Annotated in this window: 12 protein-coding genes; 8 read left to right on the plus strand and 4 right to left on the minus strand. The window is 55.4% G+C overall.

What is annotated here, in order from left to right:
• Positions 1 to 92 precede the first annotated feature (92 nt).
• On the plus strand, positions 93 to 224 hold the full coding sequence (locus AB6B39_RS13085) for a hypothetical protein (RefSeq protein WP_284373807.1): 132 nt from the start codon (positions 93 to 95) through the stop codon (positions 222 to 224).
• Here AB6B39_RS13085 and AB6B39_RS13090 read toward each other — a convergent pair.
• The gene (locus AB6B39_RS13090) at positions 221 to 538 is read right to left on the minus strand and encodes a hypothetical protein (protein ID WP_284373810.1); all 318 of its coding nucleotides are present in this window, start codon (positions 536 to 538) and stop codon (positions 221 to 223) included. The genes AB6B39_RS13085 and AB6B39_RS13090 overlap by 4 nt on opposite strands.
• Positions 539 to 561: 23 nt before the next feature.
• Between AB6B39_RS13090 and AB6B39_RS13095 the strand changes: the two genes are divergently transcribed.
• The 5 genes from AB6B39_RS13095 (at position 562) to AB6B39_RS13115 (ending at position 6,151) form a co-directional block, all read left to right on the plus strand.
• Positions 562 to 1,749, plus strand: coding sequence for a serine hydrolase domain-containing protein (locus tag AB6B39_RS13095; RefSeq protein WP_284373812.1), 1,188 nt, complete (start codon positions 562 to 564; stop codon positions 1,747 to 1,749).
• A 95-nt stretch (positions 1,750 to 1,844) separates the two neighbouring features.
• Positions 1,845 to 2,315 carry a hypothetical protein gene (locus tag AB6B39_RS13100; protein WP_284373815.1) on the plus strand — a complete coding sequence of 157 codons (471 nt, stop codon included), beginning with the start codon at positions 1,845 to 1,847 and terminating at the stop codon, positions 2,313 to 2,315.
• A 107-nt stretch (positions 2,316 to 2,422) separates the two neighbouring features.
• The gene (locus AB6B39_RS13105) at positions 2,423 to 2,797 is read left to right on the plus strand and encodes a BlaI/MecI/CopY family transcriptional regulator (protein WP_284373817.1); all 375 of its coding nucleotides are present in this window, start codon (positions 2,423 to 2,425) and stop codon (positions 2,795 to 2,797) included.
• A gap of 1 nt (position 2,798) precedes the next feature.
• Positions 2,799 to 4,613, plus strand: coding sequence for a M56 family metallopeptidase (locus AB6B39_RS13110; RefSeq protein ID WP_284373828.1), 1,815 nt, complete (start codon positions 2,799 to 2,801; stop codon positions 4,611 to 4,613).
• A gap of 101 nt (positions 4,614 to 4,714) precedes the next feature.
• Entirely contained in the window at positions 4,715 to 6,151 is a 1,437-nt protein-coding gene (locus AB6B39_RS13115; RefSeq protein WP_284373819.1) for a Do family serine endopeptidase, read from the plus strand.
• Positions 6,152 to 6,564: 413 nt separating this feature from the next.
• Here the strand turns inward: AB6B39_RS13115 and AB6B39_RS13120 are convergent, their stop codons facing one another.
• Complete coding sequence (locus AB6B39_RS13120; protein WP_284373821.1) at positions 6,565 to 8,004, minus strand: PLP-dependent aminotransferase family protein; 1,440 nt, start codon at positions 8,002 to 8,004, stop codon at positions 6,565 to 6,567.
• A gap of 93 nt (positions 8,005 to 8,097) precedes the next feature.
• Here AB6B39_RS13120 and AB6B39_RS13125 point away from each other — a divergent pair, with 93 nt between their 5' ends.
• Positions 8,098 to 8,766: a pyridoxamine 5'-phosphate oxidase family protein gene (locus AB6B39_RS13125; protein ID WP_284373823.1), complete on the plus strand. Its 669-nt coding sequence runs from the start codon at positions 8,098 to 8,100 to the stop codon at positions 8,764 to 8,766.
• 36 nt (positions 8,767 to 8,802) lie between these two features.
• Positions 8,803 to 9,309, plus strand: a complete 507-nt coding sequence (locus AB6B39_RS13130) for a GNAT family N-acetyltransferase (protein ID WP_284373826.1) — start codon at positions 8,803 to 8,805, stop codon at positions 9,307 to 9,309.
• A gap of 26 nt (positions 9,310 to 9,335) precedes the next feature.
• Here the strand turns inward: AB6B39_RS13130 and AB6B39_RS13135 are convergent.
• Positions 9,336 to 10,510, minus strand: a protein-coding gene (locus AB6B39_RS13135) for an IS3 family transposase (RefSeq protein ID WP_284374395.1) whose coding sequence is annotated in 2 segments (ribosomal slippage) — positions 9,336 to 10,246 and positions 10,246 to 10,510 — 1,176 coding nt in all. Because the reading frame shifts where the segments join, the coding sequence is not laid out codon by codon here.
• A gap of 105 nt (positions 10,511 to 10,615) precedes the next feature.
• On the minus strand, positions 10,616 to 16,495 hold the full coding sequence (locus AB6B39_RS13140) for an SIR2 family protein (RefSeq protein WP_371398619.1): 5,880 nt from the start codon (positions 16,493 to 16,495) through the stop codon (positions 10,616 to 10,618).
• Positions 16,496 to 16,746 lie beyond the last annotated feature (251 nt).

A 16,746-nucleotide genomic window follows, 5' to 3' on the forward strand; every position in this document is an offset into this window, starting at 1 on the left:
CCCACTCGCGGTTACAGTCCGTGTCGGGGCCTTACGCATCAGGAATGGAACTGACCACAGGGATAATCGTTCCCTAATCAGGAGATTGTACCATGCCAAATCATCTGCAAAGCCGGACCGACGACATGCATAAGGGTGAGGCGCGACGCGGACTCCGGCTGTCCACTGTTTTGATCATCGGCACGCTGATCGCGGTTGTCGCGGCCATATTGCTGCTCGTCTAGCGCTGAGGCTGAAGCGTACAGCCCAGCCCTTCGCGAAATTCTGCGCGGGCCGAAATATGTCCGCCGAGAAACTCGACCCGCGCGCCGCGGTCTTCGGGTATGAAGGTCGCCATTGAAACGTCTTCGCTAAAATCGGCTTGGCATTGATCGACCGTCAGTTCGGCAACATGCAGGCATGAGCAGAACTTCTTCGCCCCGTAACTGGCCGCTATCGTAGCGTAGGTCAGTTGCGGCTTCAGCCAGATCTGGTAGGCCGCAGCGGCGCACAGCAGCACGACACTGACGATAACAAGAATAACTTTGACGGCCTTCATAACGCCCTCCTAAAGACCCGATCATGCGTGGGTCGAGTCTAATCTGTCTGATTGCTTTCGTGGTTGGCTTCAGTCCGTCTGCCAACGCGCAAACCGATAACACGCTGTTTCCCCTTCCCGCCCAGTCCGACACGGTTGCTTGGCCGACGCAGGGCTGGCCAGTCGGCGAGCCTCTGAGTGTGGTCCAGTCGGTGAGACTTAACGCGGTTCTCGATCCAGTTTTCACCACGGAGATTGGCGACGGACTCGGCGAAACCCGGGCTATCGTTATAATCCGTGGCGGGGAAATCATTTACGAGCGTTACCGGCCAGGCTTTAACGCTGAGACACGTCATATCAGCTGGTCCGTGGCCAAGTCGATCACATCCGCCCTTGTCGGTCGTGCCGTTCAGTCCGGGCTGATCGCGTCGATCGACGATCCGATGCCGGGGCCCTTCGCAGCGGATGATCCGCGCAGCGACATCAGTTGGCGACATTGGCTGCAAATGCTCGACGGGCTGGATTATGTCGAACTGGAGGCGACCGGCCTCAGCGATAGCGATGTGATCCAGATGAATTACGGACCCGGTCGATTTGACAGCATGGCCTATGCGCGCGCAAATTTTCCGCCGGCCCATATACCGGGTGAACACTGGAATTATTCAACGCTCGGCTTTCATGTCATCGGACGTGCCCTGCAGTCCCTGCTGCCCGGCACATGCCTTGACCCCGACGAGGATCCGAGGCTTTGCAACGCCGATCCCACCGTTATGAGCGACTGGATCGATACCGTTCTGTTCCGTCCGCTCGGTATGAATGGGGTGGAAGAATATGACGCCGCCGGGACGCTACAGGGAGGCTCGCAATTCTATCTCAGCGCCCGCGACTACGCCAAATTCGGTCTGCTGCATCTGCGCGATGGTCTGTGGGACGGCGAAATGCTCCTGCCCGTCGGCTGGGTCGATTTCGTCCGCCGCAATCCCGGCACTAGTGACAATAATGGGTATGGTGGCGGCTTCTGGCCTGCCCTCGAAAACCCTGACAACCCCGAGACGGTATTCACCCCGCCCTATGACGCCTTTTATGCCGGGGGACGCGAAGGTCAGCTGATCTGGATCGTGCCGTCGCGCGATCTGATATTCGTGCGCGTCGGGATCATGCCGGACTCTTCTGAGAACTGGAACGCCCTGTTCAAGCTGGCGCAGGATGCAGGCGCCGCAGTCATGCCCTGATGTCCGCCGGGTCTCTGGATGCGTTTGGCCATGCAATCTTCTGTTCATCTATGCTATGCAAGTGGCGCTGGGGGCACAAGATGAGGGACGGCGTCATGGCTTTTGGCAGATATACTTGCATGGTTACAGCAACGCTCATCATGGCCTTTGCTAGTCACTCCGCGACGGCTCAGACCGCAGCCGATGCCGCTGACATGTCTCCGACCTTGCTGATCGAAACAGGTCCCAGCGACAATCCCAGCTACCGCCGCATGGTGTTCGTCAAATATCTGGCCGATGATGCCGTTACTGTGTCCTACGTGGCCTATAACCGGACTGAATTCATTCAGGTGCCGAACGATACGCCCAACGCTCTGATTGCGGCCTGTCTGAACGGTCCGGCGGCAACGCTGGAACAGATCGAGGCCTACCGTGGTCGGGAGGCAGAGCGACGGGAAGCGAACACGCCGCCTGCCATCGAGCATTTCTGTATCAAGGATATATCGGCGTGGGACGCTGGCAATAAGGCGACCTATCTGGATCCGATTTTCGACGGGCTCCCTCACGCTGCAGCGTTGAATAACTGATCGATTGGCGGAAATGAAAACGCCGTAAGACTCGTTTTTTGTTATTGACTACATCTGTAATCGCTCATAACGGCTACATCTGTAGTCGTTAATAAAGGGGCGGTCACATGTTTCGATCCATCGCCAGATCCGAACTGGATGTCATGACCATCATCTGGGATCACCCCGGACTGGCGGCCAGCGATGTTCATGCAGCCCTGCCTGATGGTGATGACCGGTCGCTGCAGACCATAAAGACGTTACTGTCCAGACTGGTCGACAAATCGGCGCTTCGCGTCGAACGTGACGGGCGCCGCTATCTCTATCACCCCCTGATCACGCGCGACACTTATGCTGCCAGTGCCACTCGCCGTTTCTCTGAACGGCTGTTCGGCGGCCGTGCCGCGCCCATCGTGGCGCATCTTGCGAAAGGAGACGGGCTTTCGGATTCGGATATTGCCGAGCTGGAAGCCATTATCCGGGAGTTGAAAGCCCGTGACTGATATGCTGCTCAACACTATCATTGGCGTCAGCGCGCTGCTCTTGCTTGTGCTGCTGACCCGCCGGGCCGTCGCGCGACATTTTGGCCCCCGCATCGCCTATGCGCTCTGGCTTCTGCCGATCCTGCGGCTTGTCCTGCCACCGATTAATCTGCCCAGCCACTGGCTGCCTGATTTTCTGACGCGGTCCGAACCGCAAACGATCATGGTCCAGCCCGCGATGACGGAAGAGTTTGTGACCAGCGTTGCCTTATTGAACGAAACCGCGCCGAGCGTGAGCCTCTGGGATCAGGTCCTGCCCTGGATCGCACCCGCCATTCTGAGCTTCTGGCTGGTCGGCATTGTGATCGGCCTGTGCTGGCTGATCCTGTCGCAGCGACGGCAAATGCGACGCCTGCGCAACACGACCACAAATGTCAGCGTAGCGATCGTTGCCGACATAGAGCGCGCGGCGAGTTTGTCGGGTCTGAAAACTGTGCCTCAAGTCAGGCAGAGCCTGCATGCGGACGGACCACTCGTCTGCGGCCTGCGTCGCCCTTTGATCGTGATTCCGCAGGATTTTGATGCCCGTTTCACGCCGCAACAGCGTCGCCTCGCTCTGCTGCATGAAATGCTGCACGTCAGGCGCGGCGATCTCTGGACGGCGACGGCGATGATGGCGTTCCGCCTGATCAACTGGCCGAACCCGATCATCCACTGGGCCTGGCCACGTTTTCGGGCCGATCAGGAAGCCGCCTGCGATGCCAGCGTGCTGCGCTGCATGGGCGAGACGGCGCGTGGAGATTATGCCGAAACACTGCTGACCGCAGCCACAACCGCCGGACGTGCCAAGCCGGTATCCGGGCCAGGATTGACCCTGTCCCTTCACCATCCCGTAAAGGAGAGATTGATGACCCTGGGATCCAATACGAATACGAAACGCGGCGTGACCCGCTGGGCGCTCGCCACACTTCTGCTGGCCGGAACAGCGATCAGCGCACCCTTGAGCCTCGCCGACGATCCGGACAAGACGGAGATCGAAACGGTCATTGTCAGACCGGACGATAGCAAGACTACGACCTCGACCAAGAACGTGATGCGCTGGGTCGTCAGTGACGATAAGAACGGCGAACGCAAGGGTTTCGAAATTCGCGAAACGGACGGCGTCAAAACCTATCTTCGCGTCAGCCGTGACGGCACGACCGAGGAGCTCACGCGCGAAGAACTCGTTGCGGAATACGGCGAGGATTTCGACAAGTCGAACACGCCACATACACTGCGCCTGAAGCAGATCGTCGCGGGTGAACCCGGCCTGACGGCCTTGAGCCAAGGCGAGGTCCATGACGGCAAGACCCGCACGGTTATCGTTCGCAACAAGGGCAAAGATCATATCGAAGTCCGTGTCGAGGATGGTGAGCGGTCCATTTTCCGGGTCGGTGAGGACGGCGAAAAGACGCTGATCACCGAAGATGAGCTGGGCGCGCTCTCAGATCTTAATCTGACCGTCGACATTGACGAAATGTCTGTCTTTCCAGGCGGTATTGGCGAGGGACGGAAAGTCATGATCGTCGAATCCGAGGATGTCAGCAATTGGGTCGGTGACGGCGAGAACAGCTTCGCCTTCACAATGAATAGCGGATCGCCGCTCCTGTCCGACGAAGCCCGTCTGCGCTCGGCCCAGTCCATGATCGCGGCGACCAACCGGATGCTCGAAGATCTGCAGGACGACAGTGACAAGGCCGACCGCGATCTGCGCAACGCCGAAAAAGAGCTCGAGCGCGCCCGCAAGGCTCTCGACAAGGCGATGGCAGCCATGGAGAAAGCCAAGGACGCCAAATAAGCGCCTCTCGCCGCGCTTTCACATCGACCAGGATTTCTTAAACCTTGGTCATAGCTGTCACCCCGCTTTGATTCCCGAGCGGGGTGACTTACGTATAGCCTATGAGATTTCTTCAAACCCTGACCGCAGCCCTGTTCCTGACGCTGAGTGGCCCCGCCCTAGCGCAGACCCCGCTCGACAATCCGCTTCTGTCCTCCATGCGGCAGGTCCCGACCTCGCAGATGGAGGTCCAGCTATCCTACGCTCCTGTCGTGTCCGAGACTGCGCCTGCCGTCGTCAACATCTTCACATCCCGGACTGTCCGCACGCGTGCCCGGACTACCGGGTCTGACTTTTTCGATCGTATGCTCGGCATGGGACAGGCCCCGCAGGAACGCACTGAGAACTCGCTCGGCTCCGGTGTCATCGTCCGGTCCAACGGCACGATCGTGACCAACGCCCATGTCATTCGCGGCGCGGATGAGTTGCGCGTCGTGCTCAATGACCGGCGCGAATTTGCCGCGCAGGTGATCGCCCAGGACGAGGATCTCGACATTGCCGTCCTGCAGATCGAACCGGACGGCGAGGCCCTGCCGACACTTCGCCTACAGATGGATGGCGACCGGGAAATCGGCGACATCGTTCTGGCGATCGGCAACCCGTTCGGCGTCGGCCAGACCGTGACCAGCGGCATCATTTCCGCCTTGGGCCGCACCAATGTCTCCAATTCCAGCTCCTTCATTCAGACCGACGCCGCGGTCAATCCCGGCAATTCGGGCGGGGCGCTTGTCAACCTGTCGGGCGAGTTGATCGGCGTGAATACGGCTATCTTCTCACGCTCCGGCGGATCGAATGGGATTGGCTTCGCCATCCCGGCGGAACTGGTCGGACGCGCCGTCGACAGCGCCCTGTCGACCGGCGAGATCGTCCGGCCCTGGATCGGTGCGCGCACGGACGCCGTCGATACCACCATGGCCGCCGCGCTCGGCCTCGACCGCGCCCGCGGGGCCGTCATTAATGAACTCCTGCCCGATGGTCCCGCCGACGCGGCCGGACTGGAAAAGGGCGATGTCATTCTGTCAATCGACGGAAATGCCATCAATGATGATAGCGGCCTGCGCTTTACGCTGGCGACGTTGAAAAATGGTGACCGCGCCCGAATTGCCTATATGCGCGAAGGGCGCGAACGCAGCGCGACCGTGCGCATCGAAACGCCGCAGGAAAACCCTGCCCGCGACGAGCGGCAATTGCTCGGCATCCATCCGCTTGATGGTGCCGTGGTCGTCAACATGAGCCCTGCCTTGGGCGAGGAGCTCGGCTTCGACCCCTATCTCACCGGCGTCATGGTCCTAAAAGTCCAGCGTCGGACCGCCGCCAATGTGAACCGCATCCGTCCCGGCGATTTTCTGATCAGCATCAATGGGCGGGACGTGCGATCCACGCGCGATGCAGAACGCATTTTCCGCGACGAACAGGGCTCGCCCGTCTGGGACATCGAAGTCGAACGCGGCGGCCGCCGCGGCATCCTCCCCGTCCGCGTCCTCCCCGACCCAAGCTGAGAACGCTGAGCCGAGTTGAGCTCAGTCGCCCAAGATTGAGCGCAGTTCGCAAACTGCAGTCACGTCCATCGCAGGCCTGTCTCCTTGATCCCCTTAGACCCGACCCCGCAACGCCGGGCTCTCACCGCCCCTATTCTTTGTCATCCCGGGCAAGCGACATGAGCCGCGCAAAGCCGGGACCTGACGTAGAAGCTCACCCGCCCGATGACCATGCTAAGCACGCGCTTGCCGTCCTGCGCATATTCGTGGGGCATTGGCGCCCCATGCCCCGGGACCGAGCCGGATTAGCTCTGCATATGCCCGGCCTGATCATAGACCATGGCCAGCGTGCCGAGCGTCCGCGACAGAAGATTGCCGAACATTGTTAATCCGGGTCAGGACCATGAAGTCGCACTGACGCAGCTTCCGGAGATTTATTTAAGAACTTTGCATATTTCTTGTACTCCTGTGCTTATCTGACCCTCATCTGCTTGCGAGTAGCCTATGATGAGACCAGGAGCACCGTCACCAAGGTAGGTGAGCGACAACGCGGAAACGCCGACCCCTGCTTTTTGTAGCGTCTGAGCGATGGATATGTCGTCTCGGTCTAACGCAAATTTCACAACGAGTTGCACGCCACCAAAGGGAACGACTATCTGTATTCGATTTCCAAGCTGCCGATTAAGTTCGGAGGCCAAGGCCTTCCCCCGCGAGTCATAGATAGAACGCGTTTTTCGTAAGTGTGTGTAGTACTGTCCGCTTTCCATGAAATCCGCCAAAGCGGCCTGAATGGGTACACTGGCCATGACGCCAGTATTTCTTATGGCCTGAGAGAGCGGAGCAGACAGGTCCTTGGGAACGACCATATAAGCGACCCTGATGCCAGGAAGCATCGTTTTCGCAAATGTGCCCAGATAGATAACCTCTGATCCGGAAGCCAGGCCTTGCAACGACGCTATGGGGTGATCAGCCACCAAGAATTCACTGTCGTAATCATCTTCGAGGATGAAGGCGCATTTGTCTCGAGCATAGTCGATGAAGGCCAAGCGTCTCGATAAGGACATGCAGTAGCCCATTGGGAATTGGTGCGAGGGAGTGAGGTATATCAGCCGTGGATCTAGTTTACTCGCACGATCCGGCAGGAGGGCCCCTTCGGGGTCGATGTCTAGCGTGTGGAGAGCAAGTCTGTGAGCGTTAAAAGCGACCCGAGCTCCTGGGTATCCAGGGTCCTCAACGAAGACGTCATCACCGGGGTCTGCAAGACATTGACTTAGGAGGGATAGAGATGCCTGCGTCGACGTTGTGACAAGTATTTGCTCAGCAGTAGCTTTAACCCCTCTCGCTTTGGACAGATAGTCCGCAAGTTGAGACCTGAATCGCGGCAAACCTCCAATGTTTGTATAAAAGACATCATCTTCGGTCAGAAGTCTTGATGACCTGCGTAGCGATCTCGCCCAGGCATCCCGAGGAAAAAGATCCAGAGCAGGCACGCCTGATTGCAATATCCCGCCTTGATGAACCCTGAGATCGCGCCTTGGATCCTCACTCGCTCTCACTCCCCGCTCCGAGAGACTTCCGCCTATCGGTTGGGTTTCTGTGCTCTCGTGAATAGGACCTGACAGCGGTTGACGGCTGGCAATGGATGCTACTGCACCTGATCTGACAGTAAGAATGAGTTCAGACTTGAGCAGATCATAGGCTTGGTTGATCGTGTTGCGAGACACACCCAGATTTTTCGCCAGCGTGCGACTTGATGGCAACTTTTGCCCTTCGACAAGCCGACCATCACGAACCGCTAAACGAATTTGGCGATAGATTTGCTCGGCCAGACCAAGCTTGGATGTCCGATCAATGTCGATAATACCACTAAACAAACTGGCACCCTAATAACATAAAAACCGGATCTTCTTTAGAACCAGTTTAGTTTCTAATAGTCGGAGAACAGAATCGTCACAAGGTTTTCTTCAATGGATACAGAAGCTTATCAGCCCCAACCCTATTCCAAGGTCAGAGTCAGGCCAAAGGCTCGCTATGACAAGGCGACTGTTTTCAGAATCCTTGATTCAGGCCTTGTTGCGCATGTCGGTTTCGTCATCGAGGGCCGCCCCATGGTCATCCCCATGGCGTTCGCACGCGTTGATGAAACCATCTACGTGCATGGCGCAAAAGCGACTCGCATTATTAAATCGCCCGCTGAGCTGGCGCCTGTTTGCCTTACGGTGACCCATATCGACGGGCTTGTTGTTGCAAGGTCCGCCTTTCATCACTCCGTGAATTACAGGTCGGTCGTTGTCCATGGAACCGTGAGACACGTATCGAACGCAGAGGAGAAGGAACTCGCTTTGATAGCCACAACCAATCATCTCCTACCGGACCGCTGGTCCGAAGTGCGTCCGATGAGTGGTAAAGAGTTTAAATCGACAGGTGTCCTAGCAATCAAGATTGACACCGCAACGGCAAAAATTCGTCAGGGTCAACCGATCGATGAAGAAGACGATTATAAGCTACCCTATTGGGGCGGAGTTCTGCCGGTCATTCAGTCCATAGGCACGCCGATCAATGATGGCCGAGTAGCCGAAGAAGTAGGCGTGCCCCGTTCGCTCAAGGCTGCCCGCAGGAAGTTCAACAGCTCGTAGCGAATGCGGCGAAACAGACTGTCTCAAGGACTGATCATGAAGCTGATAAGATTCATATCAGATCATTATGATCTGGTTGCAGGTTGGTTCACGACTGAAGCTGATATCACTCAGTGGGGCGGGCCTAACCTACCGTTCCCTCTATCGTTCGAAAGCTTGAAAGCGATCCATGAGAACCTAGCGCCGCCATATCTGGAGCGTTTATTCTGGATGGCAGAAAAAGACGGTGCTTGCATTGGGCACATTCAGCTTGGAATCGACCGGGCTAACGGCACTGCGAGGATATTCAGAGTTGGTATTGCGCCTAGCGAGAGAGGAAAAGGGCTCTCGACACCCATGCTGAGGCTTGTAATCGACGAAGCTTTCAAAAATCCAGATGTCCAGAGAGTTGATCTCAATGTTTACTCATTCAACAAGCCAGCCATCAGGGCATATTCTAAACTTGGCTTCATGGATGAGGGAACGCGCCGATCCTTTACCAAAGTGGGTTCGCAGCGGTGGGACAACACAATGATGGGCTTACTGCGAGACGAATGGGTGTGAGCTGACCCCTGTAGGTGATCCACCCGCTAAGTTAGAGCTTGGCGGTTATGGTCGCCCTGTTGGGCGGACCGGAACGCAGTGTAGGGGAGCCCAACAGGGCGAGGCAAGACTGTTTTCGGCGCCGGTGGTTGATAGCCCAGCGAGCTGTGTGGTCTGACGGTGTTGTAGTGCTGCCGCCAGCGTTCGATCAGGATCTGTGCCTCCTTCAGGCTGTAGAAGATTTCTCCGTTCAGGAGTTCATCTCTCAGCTTCCCATTGAAGCTTTCATTATATCCGTTTTCCCAGGGTGACCCGGGTTCAATGTAGAGTGTCTTCACGCCTATACGGCCCAACCAGTCTCTGACAGCCTGAGCCGTGAACTCACTGCCATTGTCGGATCGGATGTGTCCCGGTGGACCCCTCTGAGTGAACAGATCAGTCAGCACAGCCAGAACGTCGTCGTGCTTCAGACTGCGCTGAACGTGGATCGCGAGGCATTCTCGCGTGTGCTCGTCGATTACGGTTAGCATCCGGAAGGCTGTGCCATCGTGGGTCCGATCCGCGACGAAGTCGTACGACCAGACATGGTCCTTGTACTGAGGCCTGAGCCGGATACAGGAGCCATCGTTAAACCATAAACGCCCACGCTTAGGCTGTTTCTGTGGAACTTTAAGCCCTTCACGTCGCCAGATGCGTGCCACCCGCTTCGTATTCACCGTCCAGCCTTCACGGCGCAGCAGCGCCGTGATCCGGCGATAGCCATACCGGCCATACTGCTCTGCCAAGCGGATAATGTCCGCGGTGAGCGCTGCCTCATCCTCTCTTGGGCGAGGCAGCTTTCTTTGAGTGGAGCGGTGCTGGCCAAGAACCTTACAGGCCCGGCGCTCAGAGACTTTGAGCGCTGCCTGCACATGATCCACGGCCAGCCGACGACGTGAAGGGCTTAATACTTTCCCTCAACAGCCTCCTTGAGAATCATCGCATCGAGTGTGAGATCTGAGACCGCCTTCCTCAGCCGCATGTTCTCCTTCTCCAATGCTTTTAATCGACGCGCCTGATCGACCTTCAGACCCCCATACTCGCGTCGCCATCGATAGTAGGTCTGCTCCGCAATGCCGAGCGATCGACAGATCGCCTTGGTCTCCTCGCCTGCCGCGAGCCGGACATCGGCCTCACGCAGCTTTGCGATGATCTGTTCAGGTGTGTAGCGTTTCCTCGCCATATCGTGCTCCTTCAAGCGCAAAATAGCCAAAAACTCTAACTCTCAAAATGAACCACTTTTTGGGGGGCAGGCCAATCCAATAGTATGATTTAAATCGCCAACACCCTAACCGGCCGCTTCTGAGGACAACTCGAAGAGGGCCGCCTGCGTTCGTTCAATCGCAAGCTGATATTTGGCTTTCTGAGCATCGCGGTTAGCATCATTGAGAATAGTGATGGCCGTATCCCGATCACCATTTCTCCAGAAAATCTTCCCGAGGATAATGCTCGAAGAAATGCGTCTCATCTTCATGCCGTGCCGGGTCGCGATACCAACGCTTTCAGAGGCCGAGCGAGACGCCACATTATACTCTTTCTGCAGATATTTCAGACGGGCGTCATAATGCAGCGCTTCCGACTGGAGACGGAACAGGTTCATACTCTCGGCATATTTCAGCACTTCGGCGATTACGGTGGCTGCTTCCCTCTGATTTTCAGTCGTATTGTCCATCAGCAGGAGTTTGACTTTAGATAGTCTTGCAAAATGGAGCTGGTCGAGCTGCATCATACTTTGCGCCGCCGAAATCGACCGGTCGATTTCACGCATCGGATCACGATCTTTTCCATCCATATTAAACACTGTCTCACCGGCATTACGAAAAACGCCGTAAGCATCAGCTCTGTGCTTGTAGAAGATGGACAGCGCCCGTCTGCGGTTCTGCGGCTCCAACTCATCTATCGCTTGATCATATCTCTTGATCGCGCCGCTAATGTCGCCCGAAAGGTGTTTGACGAGACCTTGGTAGCCAATCGACACAGGTCCGATGACATGTCCGGCTTTTGCAAAACCCTCCGGTTCGTGTGACAGGTCATTAACCGACCGGGCATAGTCGATGACAGTTTGCAGGAGGGTATTGGCTCTGCGTAGATTGCCGCGTTCAATTTCGCAGATAGCGATATTGACCCAGATCCTTACGGTGCTGGGGCCCAGCGGATCAGGATCTCCCTCATGTTTCCGGATCGATTTCAGCGCCAGATTATAGTAGGGTAATGCATCATAAAGACGGCCTTGTGCAAAAGCGATCACGCCCCTTTCGTTCCAGAGCCACGCCAGTTCGTGTGGATATAGCGCCTCCTCCGGCACGGTTAAGGGACCGAACGTATTGATCGGATGCTTCGTGTAATCGTCAGGCTTGTCGACGTAGGGCTTCACGATCTCCTGATCGTAGGTCAGCCCATCATGAGGTCTGGACCGCGTATCGGTAATCACCTGGCGGGCTTGGCGGGCCGAAATTGCACCTTCCTGCAAAGTCTTCAGGCGGTTCGCTGTCCGGTCGAAGGGGGATTGCTGGTACCCCGATTCCACGATGGCTTCGGCATTCTTCTCCGTGCGGACCAGTACGGCAAAGGGTCTGAGCTGTCTCAACACGCCGTAAGAAGCCCGGAAACAGGCCGGCATATCTGCGGACGCTCTTGCTAACAGGCCCTTGATGGTTTTGGCTCGGAACATGTAGGTCGACGCAACATCGAAATTGTCGATATCATCTTCAGGAGAGAGTTCCTTTTCAGTCAACTTGTGTCCGAGAGCGACCTTCCGCAGCCTGTCGATCTGATCTTTCTCGACCGGCAGACCGTCCGCATGGGGGCCGGGACGATTCATATCCTCGAGAGATTGGATGGTATAGCAACGCCAAGCTTCGTTAAGAGAGTCGATAATCCCATCAACCTCATCCTGTACGGTTTCATCAAGCACCATGACATCGGTCGGCTGTGTGGCAAAGATGGACAGCACATAGGTATTCGTAAAACTGTGCTCCGGCGTTCTGAACGTGTAGTTCGAGGTAACGAACCGCTTCATCGCCGGATGGAGGACATAGCGATATCCATGCCGTAGATTGGCAACTTGCGGGCATTCTAAACCGTCGGGGTCCAGCTGCTTCGCCCGACACCAGTCATTTTTCCAGGCTTGCTCATAGGCAATTGCCATATCCCAACCCGCATACTCTCCCTGGCTATATTGCCCTGTCAGGGTTTGCGTGGATGCGTCTGAAGCGACGGCACTCTTCTGAGCTGATTTTTCAAATTGCCCGCGTTGTTTCGCCCAACACCGCGTAGACACCGCCCCGATCAAATGGCGTTTCAGCAGACGATCCAGGGAGACTTCGAGAAGCTTGATGCAGTCTGGGATCAGGTCTCGTTCCGACTTCTTGACGGAGTTTGTACCATGCAGACGCCGTACATTGTACATCAGATAGGTCTTTAACTGCGGTACGCGCATCAAGACGTGGCCTTCGGTCGGAAACCCGAAGTAAGAAATCGTTTTCAGAACGAGAAAATCGATCCGGCTATCATAGTCCAGCGAGCCGTCCTTCGTTTTGACCTGCAATCCATAGCGTTCGAGGACGGAGTGGATGACGCGTGAGGAAATATTTTCCGCTGAGGACGCTTGAATGCGATCGGTTAGCCGTTTCAGCCAATAGGTCTGGCCTTCGAGAAACCTCTTCGTGCCAGGCAGGTATGGCTCCCAGACAGATATATCATCCAGAACATGTTCCAGCAGTTTTTTGAGATATCGGGAACGACCGATATTACGCCGGACCTCCCGATAGGCCTTTTCCCAATCGTCATAAATGTCCCGTGAAGCTTTCACTTCCCATGAAACCTCCGGAAGGGGTCGCATGGGCGTATTTGGATTTTCGGGTCGCAATATATCGATCAGATAGGCATCTCCGGCACCGGAAGCGCGCGCTTTTGGAAAAATCGCTTTCTGCCGGTCTTCCGAAAGATTTTGAATATCGTGAAGTTTCAGGGTCGGACCAAGCCAGAGCTTAGCGGGCTCCCCAGTATCATCATCCGTATGATCGTCCGAATGCGCGGAACCGTTCGCCGCAGGGACTTTCGGAAGCGGTTCGTTTGCAAACACATTTCTTGATCCCTCCCCGCGTCCGGAGACGATGATCACATCCAGCATATTGCTCTCCTTGACCGCTCGAATCAGCTCTTTGAAAATCCGATCCACTTCGACTGTCCTGAAGCGTCCTTCCTGATTGAGCAGGCAGTCGAAGCCCGCAAAAACGAAAATGCTGCGCGTGTAATGTCCCTTGTCCTTTTGTTCGCACATCAGCGTGACCAGCTGACTGGCGAGATGGAGATGGCCACGCCTGTTTCGGATTCTGTGCGCTTCATCATTGTCGATCAATCCAGCATCGACACACTGTTTCTTGAGCAGGTTGGTAATACCCACCAGGGCAGAGGAAAATTCCAGAGTGTGACTGAAATTGGCCGCCCAGTGATGGGTATATTGGCGACCAATCCAAGCGAGAGATTGATGAGGGTTTTGGTCCTGTAGCCGCGACGTAAGGATATGGAAGAATGATCCTTTTCCCATTCCTTTCTTTGAAAAACAGTAGAGAAGACGCCCAGACGTGCTGACCCCACTCGCATCGGGATCGAGTTTTAGACGCTCCAGCAACGGCTTGATCGTCTCGTCATAATCCTCTGCTCTCAGATTGGGCCAGACCGCCCGCTGTCGATTGGCAATGATAGCTGGCTGTTGTGCGTTCCCATGATCGTTCCAATCGGAGGTTGAACGCATGGGTGGTGGCAATCTGACATCTCGCCACCACTGGCTTTTGAGATCAGCCAGATCTTCAATCGCGCGGTTTAGCGCGACTGTGATCACCTCGCCTTTCAATTTTTCCAGAAAATCGTCAATGAGCATCAGCGCTTCACCGAGACGGCGCCCGTCGAACTCCCCTGAGGGCGAAGTGTCTTTCAGATAGATTTTGACCGCTGTGACGTCGACGACATCTGTGAATCCGGCTTCGCGCTGAAGGCTCAGAAGGTAATCGCTCAGCGCCTTCAACGTCAGACGCAATGTCAGCTCATCGGAGGCAAGAACGAGCGTTTTCTTATGATCGGGAAAAACACGGTCAAACCTGAAAAAAGCCCGTCCGTTGATGTTCTCTTCGGGCTCAGAGCCATCGTGTTTCACTTCATCCACTTTGGAAAGGTAAGCGTATGCCTGCTGATTTTTCTCTTTGATGACAGGATTATTCTTGCTCGGATCGGGGTCATCATCGAGGCATTTCACAAGTTGAGCAATGTGACCGCGTAATCGGTCGATCTCCTGCCGGGCATCCTTCAGATCATAGTCTAGAGCCCCAAGCTGCCTCGGAATGAATTGTACTTCAGCCTGTTCTTCCGCAGCATCATCAGGATCCTTCACATCAAAGGCATCGTCTTCGGTCTCTGAGCCCTGCGCTTTCTGCTTATCCTGTTCGCCATAGAAGAGAATGCGGACACCGTAGCGGATAAAGGCTTCGACCTTCTTGGCCGTGCGAACCGAAACGGGATCGATAGCGGGCATCAGCGCATAAAGATCACGGTCTTCGATAGACCGATTGCTGGCAAATTCTCTCAGAGGTCTCAGCAGATCCTGCTCTGAAATTGAGGACCCAATAAAAAGAATTGGATTGCCACTGAAAATTATATCCAGCGCGTAACCGAAGGCAAAGTTTTTTTCGCGCTCGTTCAAATAGAGTGTCTGATAGTCGCTTTCGGTCGCTATGATCGTTCCAGGCAAATCTGCCCGGCCATGGAGATGCATGACGCGCGCACCCATATCACTGGAACAGGTCGAAAAATCGATCAACTCACCAATCGAATTTGGCGAAATCACATCGCTCGTCGCGGCTTCTCCCAACCAGGACCGTGAAACTCTACGGCCTGTCTGCGGATCGACACGTTCAGGCACAGGTTGCGGGTCGATGTCCGCTCGCTCCGAAAGGGTTCCCCTCGGATAGTTCAGGAACTCGAAATATTTTTCGACTTCGTAATCATAGTTTGTGGAGAGAAAGCGCCAGAAGTCGAGCTTCTTCACAATTTCATGAATCGGATCGGAACGTGGTCTCAACTCTCCTGCAGTCGCAGTAATGTCGGAGTTATCGCCATCTTCGTAGATATATTCGCTTGCGGCGAAATCAGGATGGATCGGCTTCGACGTATTCTCCCGCGTGATAGAATTGAAAAGCAGATCGAAGCTTTCTTCCATATCAGAAGAAGACAATCGATATAAGATCAGTGTGGCAAATATCAGCGAGAAAAAACTTCTGCGATCGGGCGGCAAGCCTCCGGCCTTCACATCACGACCCGCTCGCTCGGCATCGGCCCTGACCCCGTCGATGATCTCCTCAAGATAATCCGAAAGCGCCGCTCTGGAACCGGTTCCTCCACTGGCAGTCGGCTCTGAGTGGGCCCAGCTCAGCAGTGTTTCCAGAAGTTCGACAGTATAGAAATTCTGAAACAGGAATCTCTGTTTCTTGGTCTCCGCATCACCATGAGACCCGTCACTGGGTAAGGCGGCATTGCCGTTGGACCTCCCGAGATCGATTTCCGCCTTGGTTTTCTTTTCCTCTTGCGAGGCCTTATCCGCCCGGCTTTCGACATTGAGAGCAAGAGCGAGCTTTCCATTCAGGAACTCTCGATCGGGTTCTTGCAAGGTAACGCTTCTGCTCTTGTCGGCCACAAGACCACGCTTCAGACGGGATAGACGCAAGGAGGCATTCTTGCGCGCCACCAGCAAATCAGACTTTGTCAGTTGCGCAATCGCTTCATGGAATGTGTCCTTGTCATCAGGACTCTGCGCAAGATCGAAGGCGAGACGGATAAGTTCCATCTGGGTAAGATTCTGCTCAGGCGTGTTGCGCGGTGCCTTTTTAAGATCTTCCAGTTGACCCTCAAGGCGTTTGAGCCGGTTGACCGTCTGGGGGTCCAATCCGGGCTGCTGGGTTGCCAATATGATCGCTTTTAATGCTCGACCGCGCACATCGTCGATCAGCTGATCCCAAGTTCCCGCACCATAGGGAATTGATATACCCGCTCCGAAAAAGGAAACCGTTCGACGCGTACTTAAAGACCGGAGCAAAGTTCTGAGCGTTTCGTCGTCAAACTCCGCTTGATCGGCCAGTTTCTCCAAGCCAATATTCAAACGTGGATTTATCTTCATTGGCCCCAGCTCGATATGTAAATAAACACAAGTCTTTTAAGTTGCGCATGACTAACCTTGCCCGGAACCCTGTGTCCATTCTTTTCCAAAATCTCACACGCCGCCTCAAGTGAGCATGCAAATTTAAGAGAATTTCGGCTCGAGCGATTTGTAAGGGTCGACAAGGTTCCGCACCCGCTGCAATGTTTGCGGAGACGTCATGACACGAGGTGTCACACGCATCGACCGCCCACAGACGTTGCACCCGGGCG

The organism is Algimonas porphyrae (genome assembly GCF_041429795.1).
Lineage (GTDB): Bacteria > Pseudomonadota > Alphaproteobacteria > Caulobacterales > Maricaulaceae > Litorimonas > Litorimonas porphyrae.

Bases quoted from the DNA above. Each gene is read 5' to 3' on its own strand.
- AB6B39_RS13085 (WP_284373807.1), top strand. From the start codon at position 93: ATGCCAAATCATCTGCAAAGCCGGACCGACGACATGCATAAGGGTGAG.
- AB6B39_RS13115 (WP_284373819.1), top strand. From the start codon at position 4,715: ATGAGATTTCTTCAAACCCTGACCGCAGCCCTGTTCCTGACGCTGAGT.
- AB6B39_RS13100 (WP_284373815.1), top strand. From the start codon at position 1,845: ATGGCTTTTGGCAGATATACTTGCATGGTTACAGCAACGCTCATCATG.
- AB6B39_RS13140 (WP_371398619.1), bottom strand. From the start codon at position 16,495: ATGAAGATAAATCCACGTTTGAATATTGGCTTGGAGAAACTGGCCGAT.
- AB6B39_RS13130 (WP_284373826.1), top strand. From the start codon at position 8,803: ATGAAGCTGATAAGATTCATATCAGATCATTATGATCTGGTTGCAGGT.
- AB6B39_RS13110 (WP_284373828.1), top strand. From the start codon at position 2,799: ATGCTGCTCAACACTATCATTGGCGTCAGCGCGCTGCTCTTGCTTGTG.
- AB6B39_RS13105 (WP_284373817.1), top strand. From the start codon at position 2,423: ATGTTTCGATCCATCGCCAGATCCGAACTGGATGTCATGACCATCATC.
- AB6B39_RS13125 (WP_284373823.1), top strand. From the start codon at position 8,098: ATGGATACAGAAGCTTATCAGCCCCAACCCTATTCCAAGGTCAGAGTC.
- AB6B39_RS13095 (WP_284373812.1), top strand. From the start codon at position 562: ATGCGTGGGTCGAGTCTAATCTGTCTGATTGCTTTCGTGGTTGGCTTC.
- AB6B39_RS13090 (WP_284373810.1), bottom strand. From the start codon at position 538: ATGAAGGCCGTCAAAGTTATTCTTGTTATCGTCAGTGTCGTGCTGCTG.